The 16,390-nt window shown below is 34.5% G+C and carries 19 protein-coding genes; 6 read left to right on the top strand and 13 right to left on the bottom strand.

Annotated features, from left to right (window positions below):
• Positions 1–144: 144 nt before the first annotated feature.
• Positions 145–1,068, top strand: coding sequence for a replication initiation protein RepM (gene repM, locus ACO6VK_RS20035; protein WP_348891978.1), 924 nt, complete (start codon positions 145–147; stop codon positions 1,066–1,068).
• 67 nt (positions 1,069–1,135) lie between these two features.
• Positions 1,136–1,681: a plasmid replication DNA-binding protein gene (locus tag ACO6VK_RS20040; protein ID WP_000736774.1), complete on the top strand. Its 546-nt coding sequence runs from the start codon at positions 1,136–1,138 to the stop codon at positions 1,679–1,681.
• Between the two features lie 238 nt (positions 1,682–1,919).
• On the opposite strand, the gene ACO6VK_RS20045 is transcribed toward ACO6VK_RS20040, so the two are convergent.
• A complete protein-coding gene (locus ACO6VK_RS20045; RefSeq protein WP_000610966.1) occupies positions 1,920–2,249 on the bottom strand; it encodes a four-helix bundle copper-binding protein in 330 nt (109 codons plus the stop codon).
• A 487-nt stretch (positions 2,250–2,736) separates the two neighbouring features.
• On the opposite strand from ACO6VK_RS20045, the gene ACO6VK_RS20050 reads away from it, so the two are divergent.
• Both ACO6VK_RS20050 and ACO6VK_RS20055 read left to right on the top strand, forming a co-directional pair.
• Entirely contained in the window at positions 2,737–3,024 is a 288-nt protein-coding gene (locus tag ACO6VK_RS20050) for a BrnT family toxin (protein ID WP_002124950.1), read from the top strand.
• Complete coding sequence (locus ACO6VK_RS20055) at positions 3,011–3,322, top strand: BrnA antitoxin family protein (protein WP_005065064.1); 312 nt, start codon at positions 3,011–3,013, stop codon at positions 3,320–3,322. Before ACO6VK_RS20050 ends, ACO6VK_RS20055 begins: the two co-directional genes overlap by 14 nt.
• 90 nt (positions 3,323–3,412) lie before the next feature.
• On the opposite strand, the gene ACO6VK_RS20060 is transcribed toward ACO6VK_RS20055, so the two are convergent.
• The 8 genes from ACO6VK_RS20060 to ACO6VK_RS20095 form a co-directional block, all read right to left on the bottom strand.
• Positions 3,413–4,087, bottom strand: a complete 675-nt coding sequence (locus tag ACO6VK_RS20060) for a HEPN domain-containing protein (protein ID WP_005065062.1) — start codon at positions 4,085–4,087, stop codon at positions 3,413–3,415.
• A 51-nt stretch (positions 4,088–4,138) separates the two neighbouring features.
• The gene (locus tag ACO6VK_RS20065) at positions 4,139–4,540 is read right to left on the bottom strand and encodes a hypothetical protein (protein ID WP_005065059.1); all 402 of its coding nucleotides are present in this window, start codon (positions 4,538–4,540) and stop codon (positions 4,139–4,141) included.
• 91 nt (positions 4,541–4,631) lie between these two features.
• Positions 4,632–4,934, bottom strand: a complete 303-nt coding sequence (locus tag ACO6VK_RS20070; protein ID WP_005065057.1) for a helix-turn-helix domain-containing protein — start codon at positions 4,932–4,934, stop codon at positions 4,632–4,634.
• A 4-nt stretch (positions 4,935–4,938) separates the two neighbouring features.
• Positions 4,939–5,283, bottom strand: a complete 345-nt coding sequence (locus ACO6VK_RS20075; RefSeq protein ID WP_284083204.1) for a type II toxin-antitoxin system RelE/ParE family toxin — start codon at positions 5,281–5,283, stop codon at positions 4,939–4,941.
• Positions 5,284–5,803: 520 nt separating this feature from the next.
• On the bottom strand, positions 5,804–6,121 hold the full coding sequence (locus ACO6VK_RS20080) for a hypothetical protein (protein WP_000900860.1): 318 nt from the start codon (positions 6,119–6,121) through the stop codon (positions 5,804–5,806).
• Between the two features lie 349 nt (positions 6,122–6,470).
• A complete protein-coding gene (locus ACO6VK_RS20085) occupies positions 6,471–7,001 on the bottom strand; it encodes a plasmid replication DNA-binding protein (RefSeq protein WP_005065050.1) in 531 nt (176 codons plus the stop codon).
• A 78-nt stretch (positions 7,002–7,079) separates the two neighbouring features.
• On the bottom strand, positions 7,080–8,009 hold the full coding sequence (gene repM / locus ACO6VK_RS20090; RefSeq protein WP_005065049.1) for a replication initiation protein RepM: 930 nt from the start codon (positions 8,007–8,009) through the stop codon (positions 7,080–7,082).
• Between the two features lie 697 nt (positions 8,010–8,706).
• Positions 8,707–9,420 (bottom strand): hypothetical protein, encoded by a 714-nt coding sequence (locus tag ACO6VK_RS20095; RefSeq protein WP_005065071.1) that lies wholly within the window; start codon positions 9,418–9,420, stop codon positions 8,707–8,709.
• Between the two features lie 455 nt (positions 9,421–9,875).
• On the opposite strand from ACO6VK_RS20095, the gene ACO6VK_RS20100 reads away from it, so the two are divergent.
• Positions 9,876–10,760: a MobA/MobL family protein gene (locus ACO6VK_RS20100; RefSeq protein WP_005065070.1), complete on the top strand. Its 885-nt coding sequence runs from the start codon at positions 9,876–9,878 to the stop codon at positions 10,758–10,760.
• Positions 10,761–11,030: 270 nt separating this feature from the next.
• On the opposite strand, the gene ACO6VK_RS20105 is transcribed toward ACO6VK_RS20100, so the two are convergent.
• The 4 genes from ACO6VK_RS20105 to ACO6VK_RS20120 form a co-directional block, all read right to left on the bottom strand.
• Positions 11,031–11,882 carry a universal stress protein gene (locus tag ACO6VK_RS20105; protein WP_005065068.1) on the bottom strand — a complete coding sequence of 284 codons (852 nt, stop codon included), beginning with the start codon at positions 11,880–11,882 and terminating at the stop codon, positions 11,031–11,033.
• A 12-nt stretch (positions 11,883–11,894) separates the two neighbouring features.
• Positions 11,895–13,382, bottom strand: a complete 1,488-nt coding sequence (locus tag ACO6VK_RS20110) for a SulP family inorganic anion transporter (RefSeq protein WP_005065066.1) — start codon at positions 13,380–13,382, stop codon at positions 11,895–11,897.
• Positions 13,383–13,728: 346 nt separating this feature from the next.
• On the bottom strand, positions 13,729–14,001 hold the full coding sequence (nadS, locus tag ACO6VK_RS20115; protein WP_000369781.1) for a NadS family protein: 273 nt from the start codon (positions 13,999–14,001) through the stop codon (positions 13,729–13,731).
• On the bottom strand, positions 13,994–14,314 hold the full coding sequence (locus tag ACO6VK_RS20120; RefSeq protein WP_004698338.1) for a type II toxin-antitoxin system RelE/ParE family toxin: 321 nt from the start codon (positions 14,312–14,314) through the stop codon (positions 13,994–13,996). The genes nadS and ACO6VK_RS20120 overlap by 8 nt, the downstream gene beginning before the upstream one ends.
• A gap of 166 nt (positions 14,315–14,480) precedes the next feature.
• On the opposite strand from ACO6VK_RS20120, the gene ACO6VK_RS20125 reads away from it, so the two are divergent.
• On the top strand, positions 14,481–14,741 hold the full coding sequence (locus ACO6VK_RS20125) for a hypothetical protein (protein ID WP_004698336.1): 261 nt from the start codon (positions 14,481–14,483) through the stop codon (positions 14,739–14,741).
• Positions 14,742–16,390 lie beyond the last annotated feature (1,649 nt).

Consider the following 16,390-nt stretch of genomic DNA (forward strand, 5'->3'; position numbering starts at 1 on the left):
TAAAACGAGGTTTACCTTGCATTAAAACGAGGTTTACCTTGCATTAAAACGAGGTTTACCTTGCATTAAAACGAGGTTTACCTTGCATTAAGCGAGTTTATGATATAGCCTCGTCTTATTGAATTAAAAATATAACCTTTTCATATGAAAACAGAACTAATAGTTAAAGATAATGCATTAATTAATGCCAGTTATAACCTTGATCTAGTCGAGCAACGGTTAATTCTTCTAGCTATCGTTGAAGCAAGGGAATCGGGTAAGGGAATAAATGCTAATGATCCATTAACAGTTCATGCTGAAAGCTACATCAATCAATTTTGTGTACACCGAAACACGGCTTATCAGGCATTAAAAGATGCTTGTGATGATCTATTTGCAAGACAATTCAGTTATCAAAGTCTTAGTGAAAAAGGCAACATTATTAATCACAAGTCAAGATGGGTGAGTGAAGTCGCTTATATTGATAATGAAGCGGTTGTTAGACTTATTTTTGCTCCCGCTATCGTGCCTTTAATTACAAGACTAGAAGAACAATTTACAAAGTATGAAATACAACAAATAAGCAATTTAACAAGTGCTTATGCCGTTCGGTTATATGAGATATTGATTGCATGGCGTAGTACAGGAAAAACGCCTCTTATAACTTTGTCTGATTTCAGACAAAAAATAGGTGTACTCGATACTGAATACAAACGAATGTATGACTTTAAAAAATATGTCTTAGACATTGCATTAAAGCAAGTAAATGAACATACCGACATTACTGTTAAAGTTGAACAGCATAAGACTGGTAGATCAATTACAGGTTTTTCATTTAGCTTTAAACAAAAAAAATCAGTAACGAAGTCAGCTAAAAGTATAGGTGTAAGCGAAGATATAACGATCACTTTAACAGATGCACAACGCTATTCATTTGCGAGTAAATTGTCAGAGCTTCCAGAAATGGGAAAACTTTCACAAGGCACCGAAACCTATGAACAATTTGCTGTACGGATTGCAGATATGCTAAAACAGCCGGAGAAATTAAAAGAACTTACTCCATTACTTCGAAAAGTTGGCTTTCAATAAATGATGTCAATTGACATTGTAAAGTTGACAGTCAAGTATTAACACAAATTGAAAACTAGTTTACATAATGAAAAAACTGTCAGTTTCAGAGTTGGCTAAGCTTTACGGATATTCACGACAAGCCATATATGCGCATATAAACAAAGGAAATTTATCTAAAGGATCTGATGGATTAATTGACTTCGCAGAAGCCATAAGAGTTTTTGGGGAACCACAAAAGAAAGATACTAATGTCAATCAAAGTCAATCAATTAACAGTCAAAACTTGACAGAAGTTGACCTATTAAAACGTCAAGTTGACATACTGGAAAAACAGTTAAATCAAGCACTGTTTAGAGAAAATCAATCACTAGAACGTGAATCGTTTTATCAAGATCAGATCGAGGCCATGCAGCGCTTACTAGAAGCACCAAAAGCCAATATGACTACGTTTACCGATCAAGAACAGTCGCAAGCGAATGTAGCTCAAGTACAGCCAGAACCTAATATTGATGCTCCTAAACATGACGGATTGACTACTCCAGAGAATAAGCGCATTCCTGTTCCAGAGCATGTTGAACCAGAGCCTAAAAAGCGTGGCTTCTGGAGTCGTTTTTTTCTTCCATATGGTTAACTTAGGCTAAATAAAACCGTGGAACATTGCTCAATAAATAAGCGTGGAACGTGAAAAATCATAAAAAAAACCCACCTTGGGGAAGATGGGCTATAAACTAGAAACTACAGCATTGATTTCTATAGATAATTATAACGCATTTCGGATAAGGTGTATTATGTTAATTTTAGGAAAGGCTCTAGACTAGCAGAATGATTATGTTAGTCTAGAGCCATATAATTAACATTATTGAAGTATTTTACATGGCAATTTTTCGACATTCTTCTGCACACTGACGGCAAGCCTCAGCACATTTTTTACAATAATCATGTGAATGTTTTTCACACTCTTCCGCACAATATTCACAGATCTTAGCACAAAGCTCACAAATCTCTTTGAGGAAAGGTGAGTTATGTTGTTGCATACGCACACATAACTGACAAATATCTGCACATTCTAGACAACGTTGAATACATTCACGCATCATCTCTAAATCTTTTTCTTTTAAACAAGAAGTTGCACATTCAGTACAAATAAGTGAACAGTTTGTACATGCAGAAATACACTCTGAAAATTCCGTATTAATCATTTTTTACTCTCAACTTATATAATCAAAGAAATAATTAAAACATAATTTTTTTCTACTAATTATTTTAAATTATTAGTAAATGTAATACATAATGTTAATTTATATGAATAATTTTAATTTTAACTAAATCTTATTTATATTCCAAATTATTAAAAAACAGTTTTTAATTAGGATAGATGATCAAGTATCAAAAGCAGCTATTCTTAAAATAACTACAATAATTTTATCACTTTAAAAATAGATTTTCCCTCTATTTAACATAATGGGCGTTATCCGAAATCGTCTTTTATAAGTTAAATAAAATCATATGCTTAACTATTTTACATCACCCGTAACCACCGCAAAAATCCGCTTTGGAAACAAAGCGGATTTTTTTTGAGCAAGTTTGATACTTCTTGCCAATAATTTTGACTAAAAATTACTCCAATTAGCTTGAGTGATACAAATTTGTGATACATTATTGTATATACAAATTTGAATGTTTTTTATGGAACTGTATTTCGAATGGGATGAGGCTAAAAACCAAAAGAATCAGAAAAAACATGATGTATCTTTTGAAACGGCAAGCCTCGTTTTTGAAGATCCTTTACGGATCTCAATCCAGGATCGACATACCAATGGTGAAGAACGTTGGCAAACGATCGGTATGGTTAAAGGTGTACTGATGTTATTGGTGGCTCATACAATCATTGACGATGATGACTGTGAGATCATACGAATCATTAGTGCAAGGCAAGTCACTAAAGCGGAACGCAATCAATATGAGCATGGTTAGATATACACGCAAAGAACTGAATGAAAAATTCAGTGACAAGCAAGATGCTGAAATTAAACGCTTGCTTGCAAAAGGAACTGTACCAGATGAACAATTAGATCTATCTGACATTCCTGAGATTACCGACTGGAGTCATGCTGTTCGCCATGGGCAATTTTATCGTCCAGTGAAGCAACAAACATCTGTTCGTCTAGATGCAGATGTACTTGCATGGTTAAAGGCTCAAGGCAAAGGCTATCAGACACGCATGAATAAAATTCTGCGTGAAGCAATGCTAGAAGATCTTAAGAATCATTGATGAAAATGGGAGCTATAGACTCCCATTTTTGCTTCGCATAAGAGATTTTATGTTAAATAATTAAATTTTTTCTATGTAAATCTGACAGTCTTACGAAGAGTAAGCTAGTAGAAATCTTTCGATATCTTCGATCATCCTGTGAACATCTTCTTTTGTAAACTGATCATAATCTCCATGGGCCGCATTATTTCGAATATCAGCCATAGCTGTAATTAGTTTTTGCTGTAGAGGGTTATAAACTCCCGCTTTTGCCAAGTCTTCATTCAATCGTGTTAATTTTTTCTTCTCTAATTCTATTCCATTATTCAAACATAGTTCTTTAATTGCGGTTTCTAGAACTACACCAGCAATTACAGCAGCTGAATTTTTATAACCACTACTTAACAGCGATCGTGCTTGTTCTAATTCACTATCAAAAACTTCAGCTTGAACAATTTGCTTGAAAGAAGTTAAAAAACCATTTTTAAAATCATCATACGATGCTTTTAAAATTGGAATTAACCTACTGATTATTCTAGTATTAGTATCAAAGCTCTGTGTTTCTTCAGCATCTAAAAAATCACGGTAATGAATAGAATGTTCACCACATGATAGTAATAATAGATTTTTAACTTTAACTTTCCATTCAAGATAAAGAGCATCCCCCTCATCACCCAAAGTATCATAGCTACCGCTATATTCTGAGTAAGCTTTTTTTGTCATAGCTTTGATGGAAGCAGAATCGGTTAGTAGTTGTTCATAACGCTGTAATATTTTTTGACTCATGTTTACTCAGTTTTTTAGGGTTTCCAAATTAAGTAATTGAACTCTATAAATCTATTTAGATGAAAATTGGAAAATTAATGAAAACAATAAACTACTGAAAGATATCCAAAGATTAGGATCTTTAAATTTTTCTTTAAGGCCTGAAGTCATTAATTTTTGAGATATTTCTTCTTGATTAGTTGATTCCAGAAGGTTTTGAATAACTGATGCCAATTCATAAGGCTGAATAGTATCTGGAAGTTTTGGGGCTAATTGAGTAAGAATGATTTCTAATGGTGATTGTTGCGGTGAGCCAATAGTAATTCCATTCCCTTTATTGTTTGAGAAATAGCCATTAGATATGGTAATACTTCTGAAATCCTCAGGATTATTTATTCTTAGCCCATCACCATCATTATAAGATGAGTTGATTCCATCAAGATTTAGATGATCGTTCTGTTTTTTATCAGTCATATATAAGCCTTTATCTTTTGAATGATTTATAACTTATATCATACTGATCAGACCAAATGAAAAAAGTGAGCTTAAACTCACTTTTCTATATCTATACATTGAATCCTATATGTTTCCCAGTTGGAAGTTCCACATCAATACGGAGCTTTCCTCCCATAGCTTCAACATACTTTTTCATGGTTGAAATCTTAAGATCATTGCCACGATTTTCTATTGCTGAAAGCGATGGCTGTTTTATTCCCAAAGTTTCAGCCAGTTCTTTTTGAGAGATTTCGAGTTCTTCACGAATAAGGTAAAGCTGATTTTCTAATAGCAATTCATCAGCCATTTTTTGAATACGGGCTTGGCTCTCAGGAGAGCGATTAGCCAATAATTCTTGTAGGGTCTTAGCCATCAGATTATTCTCCTAATGTTGAGAGATGAAGTTCATATTGCTTATCTGCAATTGCTAGCATCTCTGTATAAAAACGCTTTTTACCGCTCTTATCACCAATACACAGTACAATTGCTTGTCGTAATGGATCGAATGCAAAAAATGCTCTTAATGGTTTACCTCGATGCTGAACACGTAGTTCCTTCATATTGGTAAATTTAGAATCGTAGACGGTATCTACTAAGGGACGACCTAAACTTGGTCTTTGCAGTTGCAGAACAACCAACGCAGCTAAGACTTTCTCTTGTGTTATTTCATCTTGCTGTTCAAGCCATTCATTAAACAGATCCGTTGTAATGACTGTCCACATATTACAACCATAATATAGATTATAGTCTATATATTAAAGCTGATTGAATAACTTTGCAAATGGCAATAAAAAAGCCCGACATCCTGTCGGGCTTTTTCATATCGGGTGCTCGTCTTACTGATCTCGTGCTGCCCATTCCTTGCGCTATTTTCTTATTCTTGTTGTCTGGAGACATCCAGTTCCCTTATGTATTCATAATAGGGCTAGTACCTTGGATTACCAATCAGCAAAATCCTTAAATCTCTGTAAGCTTTAGCTTACAAAGTTGGCCTATTTTATCCCAAGAGTTGTCCGCAGAAATTGGGGATTATTTGTGAAGTGTGACCATTGAGAAATCAGGAAAAAATGAAAAACGAATGTTTTTTGATCGATTTTATTGGCTAAAAGTTACAGTTTTGCTTAAAAAGAAACCGACTTGTTTCCCAGTCGGTTTTTTGTGGTTTTTTAGGGGGATGAAAAATTTTTAACTATATGAAAAACAAGGAGATTTTAAAAAGCATTTCGTATAAGCTCTATTATGTTAAATGGAATGTTTATGAGAAATTAATAGTCTATTTTTGTTTGAGATTGAAGTATATTTAAAAAAGTTAAGTTGTTTTTTTAAATGCATAACTTCATCTTTTAGTTTTTTGATTTGTTGCTCTCTTTCGTCCTGTATAGGGTAAGTAAGTTCACCAAATTTTCTAACTAACTGACTGTATTCAATCAATTTATTGTAGTCAAGTTCGAAATCTCCGCTTTTTATATATTTAAGTATAGTCGAGCGAGGTTTTTTATACGCTATAGCAGCATCACTGATCGAAAATTTTTTTAAAAAATGATGATTTTTACCTAGCATACTATTTCACTTAAGGCATTATTAATTTCGTATATATATGTTAATAAAATTAACACATACAAGATATAAATCTTTAATCATTATTGGTTAATAATCGAACGTTTACTTTACACATGCCCTACTCTGATAATTTTTCTATTATTAAATCAATATGCTTTTAAAAATTTATATTATTAACATAATACACCTTATACGAAATGTGTTATAATTTTCCTTAGAAATCAACGCTGTAGTTTCTTTTTTGCCCAACCTCCCCAAGGTGGGCTTTTTTTTTATGATTTTTCACGTTCCACGCTTATTATTTAATCAAAGTTTCACGACTTTATTCATATTAATTAAACAATCGTGGTTAATCATAGGGTCTAAAAAAACGGCTCCAAAAGCCTCTTTTCTCAGGCTCTGGTTCAATGTGCTCTGGCACTGGAATCCACTTATTTTCCCTCCGCTCTGGAGTAGTCAATCCGTCATGTTTAGCTTCTGCTGTGTCAGGTTCGGGATCTGGTTTGGCTATGCTGGGTTGCACTAATTCTTGATCGGTAAACGTAGTCATATTAGGTTTTGGGGCTTCTAATAGGCGTTGCATCGTTTCAATTTGGTTCTGATAGAAAGATTCCCGATCTTTGGCATCATCAAGCTGGTTTTTCAGCATGTCTATCTGCTGTCTAAGTAGTAAAACTTCTGCCGAATTTGGACTGTCTATTTTTACAGGTTCTTTTACATCCTGTTTTTTGACAGGTTCCCCGAAAACACGGATAGCCTCGGCTAGATCGATCTTATTCTGGGAATTTTTACTTAAAATTCCTTTCTTTATGTTGTTGTAAATCGTTTGTCTATTGATATTGTAAAGCTTAGAAAGCTCGAGAACTGTAAGGCTTTTCATGTTGTAAATCTATGCCTAAACCTGTCAAAAGTTGTTGTCTATTAGACTGTCTAATAAACAAATGATCAAGTTTAAATTTTAGGCAGGTGCAAAGCCAACTTTTTGAAGATAAGGGAATAATTCTTGGAATTTTTGATAATCTTGGAGCATTTCTGCAATGCGTATAGCAAATTGTTGGAAGCTTTCGGTGCCTTCTGAATATTGCCCCATCTCAGGTAATTCAGAAAGTTTGTTGGCAAAGAGATGACGTTGTTTATCACTCATTTTGGTGAAAAGGGCTAATGTATCCGTTCCCTTAATTACTTTGTCAGAGTTGGTTTTTTTCTGCTTAAAACTGAAAGAAAAACCGGAAATTGAACGTCCTTTTTTATGTTGTTCATATTTAGCCGTTATATCGGTTAACTCATTTACTTGCTTGAGGGCAAAATCTAAAACATACGTTTTAAAATTACTCATTGTTTTGTATTGATGAGCTTCGACACCAAGTTGTTGTCTAAAGATCGATAGATCAAAAATTGGCGTTTTACCAGCAGATCTCCATTGAATTAATAACTCGTATAACCGAATAGCATAAGAGCTAGTTAATCTCGAAACCTGCTCCAATTCATATTTAGTAAAGTTTTCTTCCAGTCGAGTTATGAGTGGAACAATGTCTTGCGTGAAACGTAGGAAAACGATCCCGGATTGAGGTTCATATCCAATTTTATCGACCCAACGACAGTGAAAGCTACGATCCTTACCAGTCTTAGGATTAATGTCATGATACGTGACATAGCGATCAAACAAGCTTTTAGATGCATCCCGAAGCACGGTATAAGCAGTGTGTTTCTCGACATTAAAGGTATTGATATAACTACTTGCATGTACTTCTAAAAGGCTATTTTCAGTTATCCCGTGCCCTGTTTCCCGAGCTTCAGCAATGGCTAATAGGATCAGCCTTTGTTCAACTGTATCTAGGGTATAGCTAGCTTGAATTAAAGCATTATCCTTTACGATTAATTCACTCATTTCTAATAATAAATTTATAATTAAACTAGGTTGTACAATAGACTATTTTAATTGAATTGTAAATCGACTTAATTTGGGGTCGATAAACCTAGTTTTAAGGTCGATAAACCTAGTTTTATGGGTCGATAAACCTAGTTTTATGGGTCGATAAACCTAGTTTTATGGGTCGATAAACCTAGTTTTATTAACTCTAAAACTATTATGAATAAAGGGTTACAGCTTACTTAAAAGCATTTAAAAGATTAAAAATAATTAAAAGCCCAGGTAAAGAAAAATTGCCCTTGGTTTTCGCTTCGCTCAAACTCTATTGAACTTCGCTTTCGCTCAGTTCGTCGGGGCAATTTTTTGGTGAGCACTTACGTGACTTTAAAAAAGCAAAAGCAACTCGGAATTCGCTACGCTCATAAAACTTTTTTACTCGCTACGCTCGATCTAGACTCAAATTTCTACAACTTTTCCATGCTTATTTAGGTTTCACAGCCTAAAAAGCGGTTTTTCAGGGAGTCTAGGCAAAATTTTCCAAGGATCGCTCGTAGACACTCGCTTTGTTCTTATCGGTAAAATCAAATGATCTCCAAAATACTCTAATTTGCGTTTAGAGCACTCTAATTTTTTTATTGATGGGGAATATAGGTTTAGGCTAAAAAAGGCATATACGGCTTCAACAGTGTATTTAAACCCTATTATTTGAGTCAATCTAAGCTTTATTGAAAGGATTCCTTGGATCTTCTTTGGCTTGCTTAATCAATTTCTCCATTTCATATAGCGATTTAGCCGATAAAATATCTGTTTTTCTATTTTGATCCAGGCTAAATGCATTGTTCTTTTCTGCTCCGGATTGTGCCTGCTTAAATAAATCGAGCATTCGATCTAAATCTTCGTTTGAATTTGATCGCTCTAAACCGCTTTGTTCCAATAAGTTTAAATATAGTGATCCGATAAAATATTTAATGTGGTCTTGCTGTTTTCTTAAAGATTTACTAAGGGGGGCCTGGTTATATTTCTCAGGGTTTAAAACTCGTTCGACCTTCGCTGTAATATTCTTTTCAGAAGTCTGATTTCTTTTAATTTTTAAAACTTCATTTAATGCATCATGCATTGCAAAGTAAGCATCAATATCTGTTTTTTTACTTAATTCTAGAATATTCAATTCTAATTTTTTTAATTTCTGTGGCTCGGTTTTTTGGATCAGTTGTAATTGAACTATACGTTTATTATAAGTATTGCGCTCATAACGACATCGTTGAATAAGTTTTAAATCTTCTTCATTCAGTTGTTTCATTGATTCTCGTTCAGAAATCATTGCTAAAAAAGCATCTTGCATTCGTCTTTTAAACGGCAGCGCTCGAATATGTTTATCCAAATCGATGATTTCTTGTTGTGTTAAGGCAAATGTTTTTCTACCGGCCAAAGCGGATTTCCTGATTTTGGGTATCTAAATTGATGTTAGCGGAATTCTGATGGTGTTGAAACAATATTTTATGTTATACATAAAATATTGTTTATCTCGTTTCCGTGTCTTTTTTTAACAATGATTGCTTTAGCAATCATTGTTAAAAAAAGACACTTCTACTCGCTCCTGCGGAGGCTACATAAACCACTGATTTAATTATTAAATTATGAGTTTTTCTTCGGGTTTTAACGGTATTTTTCTTAATGGTGAAAAAGTAAGCAATGTCTGCCGTTACAAGAAATGGGAAAGGGGTGCAACAAGGAAAACAGCGAATTTTAGACGAGTGCAACAAACTTTTTTGATGAAATATCGATGTTTGCAACAAGAAGAGACTGCTCTCTGCAACAAGAATTAGCCCCTTGTTACAAGAAAATTTGCTGTTTCGTTACACGTAATTTGTTTGAGGTGAACTGATGTTTTATTTAAATCTAAAGCATAATATTAAAAAAGAGCAGAGTTCTCTGAATGCATTCCATTATTTAACTCGGACGGCACATTTTGAAAATCAAAAAGACAATGAAAAATTAGAGTTTATGCGGTATGGAAATATGCCCAAATGGGCAGAAAATAAACCAAAACTTTTTTGGAAAAGTGCTGATCAATTTGAAATTTCCCGGGGAAGAACAAGCTCTACTTTAACCATTGCTTTACCAAAAGAGTTAATACTAGAACAACGAGCAGAATTGGTTCAGAAGTTAATAGATCAGTTTGCCGGACAATATCAATTTCCTTATACCGCAGTCATTCATAATCATCCCAGTGAAATTACTGGAGAGGATCAACCACATTTACATTTGATGTATTCAGAAAGAACAATTTCAGATGATATTGAACGACCACCAGAGCAGTTTTTTAAACAGTACCGGCCAAAAAATCCAACTCAAGGTGGTGCGCAAAAGTTAACAGCTGATGCATTAGGTTTTGGGCGAAATCAAATCAAAGTATTCCGTGAAAAAACTCAAGAATTAATGAATTTGTTTTTAGAAAAATATGCACCAACTAAAAAAGTAATGGTTTATGGTGTAGAAATTGAAGTGAAAAATCAGGTCAGTTGCCTATCTAATGACGATTTCAATCAAAAATTCGGGACCAAATTACAGGATGTACCACAAATCCCTCGTTGGAAACTTTATAGCGCTGATCCAATTATTCAGCTTGATGTTGAAGCTCAAAAAAACACAATTAAAAAAATTAGAAATCAGAACAATGCTGAACTTTATGGCAAGGAATATGATTTAGAAATATCTAGACGCCATGTGCTTACTCAGAAAAAAGATCCTGGCTTTAGCTTAGATTGATTTTTATAAGTGGAAAATTTGTGTTTTTTGAACATGGAATCTTGAAAAAACTTATCCATATTGTGAGTGATTTTTAGCCACAACATGGAAAATTTGTGTTTTTTAGGCTGCAATGATGGATAGATTGTGTTTTTGATTCAGGTCAATAAGGAAAACCTAGATTTTTGCCCATAAATGTAAAATCTAGGTTTTTCGCATAAGGTGTATTATGTTAATTTTAGAAAATCTAAAAAAGGGATAGTTAAAAACTATCCTTTTATCTTTTAAAAATTATCTTAATAATAATACTGGTTTTGTAGAGCTTGATAACAATTTGGTCGTCGTACTACCAATAAAAAACTGGCGTATCTTTGAATGACCATATGCACCAATTACAATCATATCAATAACGTTTTTTTCTTGATAATCCAATATAGATTTCTCAACATCACCGTCAAGCATGCTATCAATTACATCAAAACCATTATTTGCAAGTAGCTCTTTTGCCCAAGTGACTTGTAATGTCATATCACTATTTGGCTTACCAACATATACCACATGAGCTGTCAGGGTTTTTAATAAAGGGCTATTTGCAATTTTGTCTACACAAATACGTGCAGTAGGACTTCCATCAAAAGCAATTAAAAAAGACTTAGGTGGACTAAAGGGTGAAGATGTTATTAATACGGGTTTATGAAGTGCACGAACAACATTTTCAATATGGGTTCCAACTTTACTGGAATCATGCTCGGTTTCAGCCCCATGTTTACCCATAACAAGAACACGAATATCCTCTTCCATTCCCATGATTGTCTCTAAAAGACTGCCGTGGCGTTGAAAACTTTGAGCATCAATAGAGAACTTCTCCAATAGATAATTCTTTGCTTCCCGAAGAAGAATTTGGCCATGCTCTAGTTCAATCTTCCCCTTACGCTCTTCAATTTCAACCAATTCTTTGAGCAAGGTTTCTCGACTTCCCAAGCCGATTGCACCGCTTAAATCTTGTGGTGCTTTCGCTTTTGGCTTATCAATAACATGTAATAACTTAAGCGGTGAACTAAGTTTATCGCTAAACCAAGCTGCATAATCACAAACGGTATTTGTTGCTAATGATCCATCAATACATGCAATAATTTTTGACATTTTTCATCCCTCTTAGTGGCTATTTAAGCGATCTAATGCATCTGGTTTATCATGGATGCCAAATTTATCGACTAAGGTTTTGCTGGCTTCATTCATTCCAATAAGTTCGACTTCTGTTCCTTCACGTCTAAACTTAATGACCACTTTATCTACGGCAGCGACCGCAGAAACATCCCAAAAGTGAGCCTGACTAACATCAATTACAACTTTTGAAAGTGCTTCTTTGAAATCAAATGCAGAAGTAAATTTATCTGCTGAGCTGAAGAACACTTGACCTGTTACCGTATAAGTACGGGTATTTTCAGGTTCATTAAATTCGGACTGAATTGCCATGTAGCGTTCAATTTTGTTGGCAAAAAATAATGCAGAAAGAAGTACACCAACTAATACGCCATAAGCCAAATTATGTGTCGCAACGACCACGATGACTGTAACGATCATCACAATATTGCTAGATAAGGGATATTGGCGGATATTGCGTAGTGAATCCCAGTTAAATGTTCCAATTGCTACCATGATCATGACAGCAACCAGTGCAGCCATTGGAATGGCTTTAAGCCAGTCACTGATAAACACCACCATAATTAACAGAAAGACCCCTGCACTAAATGTAGATAAACGGGTACCCCCACCAGATTTCACATTAATAATCGATTGACCAATCATGGCACAGCCTGCCATTCCGCCTAAGAAACCTGAAGCAATATTGGCAACGCCTTGTCCTTTACACTCACGGTTTTTATCACTATTGGTATCTGTTAAATCATCGACAATCGTTGCTGTCATCATAGATTCAAGCAAACCTACGGCTGCTAATCCCAGTGAATAAGGCAAAATAATCGTTAAGGTTTCAAGATTTAAAGGAATATCAGGAAGCAAGAAAATTGGAAGCGTATCCGGTAATTGCCCCATATCTCCGACGGTTCTTACATCTAAACCAATGAATAAGGCAAAGAGCGTAAGTAAGACAATACAGATGAGAGGAGAGGGTAAAAGCTTCCCTATCACTGGAATATAAGGGAATAGATAAATAATGGCTAAACCACCAATTGTCATCGCATAGACATGCCATGTCACATTAGTGAGTTCAGGTAATTGAGCCATAAAAATTAGAATAGCCAGGGCATTCACAAAGCCAATCACAACTGACTTGGATACAAACCGCATCAAGGCACCTAATTTTAGATAGCCGGCTAAGATTTGAATAAATCCTGTCAAAATTGTGGCTGCTAATAAGTATTGCAGACCATGCTCTTTAACCAGTGTTACCATTAATAACGCCATGGCACCGGTTGCCCCAGAAATCATACCAGGGCGACCACCTACGAAAGCAATCACCACGGCAATACAGAATGAAGCGTATAACCCGACTTTAGGATCGACACCTGCAATAATAGAGAAGGCAATTGCTTCAGGAATTAGAGCCAAAGCGACAACAATACCCGCAAGGACATCCCCGCGAATATTAGAGAACCATTGTTCTCGAATAGTGGATAACATGAAATAGCCTATTTTTTTAAATTTTAAGAAAGGCTAGTGATGTGATATATACGACACACAAGCTACTACACCACATCACTAGACAGTGATGAGTTATTTACTGATTTAAGAGGTAAATAAACTTATGGTGGCGTAAGTGTCATATTAAGAAAGATATCTATTTTGGAGGATTTCGGGGGCAATCATAGCAGCTAGCCCCTTTTCTATCCACCCTAAACGCAGTACTGAAGTAAAAGCTAAGAATTATCATAGATAATTTTAGAATTGATTTATGCCCATTTAACATAATGGCCGTTATACGAATTTAAAAATGGGAGCTAAGCTCCCATTTTTTTAAGTAATTTTTTCAAATAAGGCTTGGATGAGCATCTAAAATTCGAATTAATGTAGCTGCTGGTCCAGTTGGATAGCGTCGACCTTGTTCCCAATTTTGCAGGGTACGAGGACTAATATGCAGACGTGCAGCAAACTCATTTTGGCTCAAGCCTGTTTTTTCACGTACTTCTTTAATATCTGGTAGTTCGAGTTCTGTAACTCGACTTGCTTTAACTTCTTTACGTTTGATAGCTCCAGCTTCTTTGATTGAAGCAACCAAGTCATCAAATAAGTTGTTATCCATGAAATTGCTCCTTCACGAGTTGGCGCAGAATGGCTGTTTCCTTATCTGTTAAATTATCTTTCACTGATTTTGGATAAGCCAATAAGAAAAATATCTGATCATCCTCGGTGACCCAATAATAAATCACCCGAATACCACCACTTTTTCCTTTGTTACCTTGAGCACAACGTACTTTGCGAATACCACCGCCATTCTTGATTAGATCACCTCTATCAGGCTGTACCAAAAGATCTTCCTGAAGTTGACGATATTCCTCATCAGATACAAGGTCTTTAATTTGCTTGGTAAAGATGCTGGTTTCAATAAATAACATGGACTCTTTATACGTCAATGGCGTACTTGTATTTTAGCAGTTTCCATAACAAAAAACGAGAGTTGTCCGCTCTCGTTCCAAATAACGCCCATCATGCTAAATAAAAGGATATTCAGAAAAATATAGATGTAAAATTATGACCAAGAAAAGTTATTTGAGTTGTTATATGAGCGTTACTGTTACTCAGCAAAAGGATATTGATAAGGTTTTGAAGAAATACCCTGATTGCTGTTCAATCTGTAAAGATCATTTTGATGATGAAGATTTGACATATACAGTTTTTGGATATGACAAAAATCAACGTATGCAAGTCGTTTCAGGTTGTTGTATTGATGCTATATCCGACATAGTTCTTCTAGGCTTATGTGGTTGTTATGACCCAAATGACATACAGAATTTAATGAAAGAGCATCCTCTAGTAGATTAATTCTTTAAGGTGAGGTTGAAGATTTTCTAAAATTAACATAATACACCTTATACGAAGCCCAGGTTAATCCTGGGCTTTTTGTTGAATCTGATCATTGGTAGCAAACAGATCAGGATTGGTAATTTTGATGTTTTCCTGACAACTCCTGCAAAGCATCAGCCCAGCAAAAAGTTGTACATGTTCCCTTGATTCACAGAAGGCACATGGCTTAGGAAAAGAGATGATATTGGCTGAATTGACTAATTCTGTTGACATAAGAAGTAACCTTGGATTGTACATATTTATTTTTAATAAATTTCAATACTTTATACCTAATTTAGCCACTAAAATTTGTACATTATTGTATAATCCATGTGTACATATTATTTTTTATAATTTTCATTCACTTAGACCCAAAATAGTATTTATTTTTGTACAACACCATGTACAGAACAATAATCATATAAATCAAATTTTTAGCATAAAAAAGTCCATTAATTTTGTACACAATTCTGAAACTTAAAAATCTAAACTTTCATCAATTTTTTTCATAATTTCAATAAATTAACCTTAATTTTAAGATATATTCTGAAAGTTGGTTTGAAAGTTGTTTTTACATTATATTTCAATACTTTAAATCAAAAAATTGGATATTTTTTGAAAAACTCAATGAAAGTTTATTTTTTATTTAAAAACAACTAGTTATATTAGTTTTTATCCATTTTTTTTGAAACAGTTTCTATATGATAAAAAAACCTATAAAAACCATATCTAGCAAAGGTTTGAGGGTTATCATCTTTAGATGCGTAGTGTGTGACAAAAAAATCCCGGCATGTGCCGGATTCTGGATTAGAAAATTGGCTAAAGTGACGTAGGACTGGTGCTTGGTTTTACATGGAAAAAAGTATTTATTTTCTGGTTTATAAAAACGTAAAAAGATCAGTTTTTGTTCATTCATCCAGGTTAAAAATTTCAACCTAAAACTTTAATTATGAAAAGCTTCACAGAAAGCATTCAAATGCGATTTAAGAGCCTTTATCTAAAAAACATAGATCTATAGCGAAAAACAGAAAACAGCTCAAAAAACGCAAAAGAGAGTGAAGTAAAGAGATGTTTTGACTTTAGATAGCTGCATAGAGCGAGTGTCTACGAGCGAACTATCAAAATTTGCGCCTAGACTCTCTGAAAAACATTTTTTTGCCCTCTTTAGCCTAAGAAAGCTTAAGTTTCATGCAGAAATTTGCTCCTGGACCGAGCGTAGCGAGAAAAAAGCTCATGAGCGAAGCGAATTCCGAGTTGCTTTTGCTTTTTCTTAAAGTCACGCAAGTATTAACCAAAAAATTGCCCCGACGAACTGAGCGAAAGCGAAGTTCAATAGAGTTTGAGCGAAGCGAAAACCAAGGGCAATTTTTTATGACCTGAGCTTTTAAATATTTTTAAATCTTTTAAATGCTTTTAGACATGCTGAAAGCCTTTATTTATAAAATTCTTAGAGACTATAAAACGAGGTTTACCTTGCATTAAAACGAGGTTTACCTTGCATTAAAACGAGGTTTACCTTGCATTAAAACGAGGTTTACCTTGCATTAAAACGAGGTTTACCTTGCATTAAAACGAGGTTTACCTTGCATTAAGCGAGTTTATGATATAGCCTCGTCTTATTGAATTAA

The organism is Stenotrophomonas sp. GZD-301, from assembly GCF_049310345.1.
Classification (GTDB): domain Bacteria; phylum Pseudomonadota; class Gammaproteobacteria; order Xanthomonadales; family Xanthomonadaceae; genus Stenotrophomonas.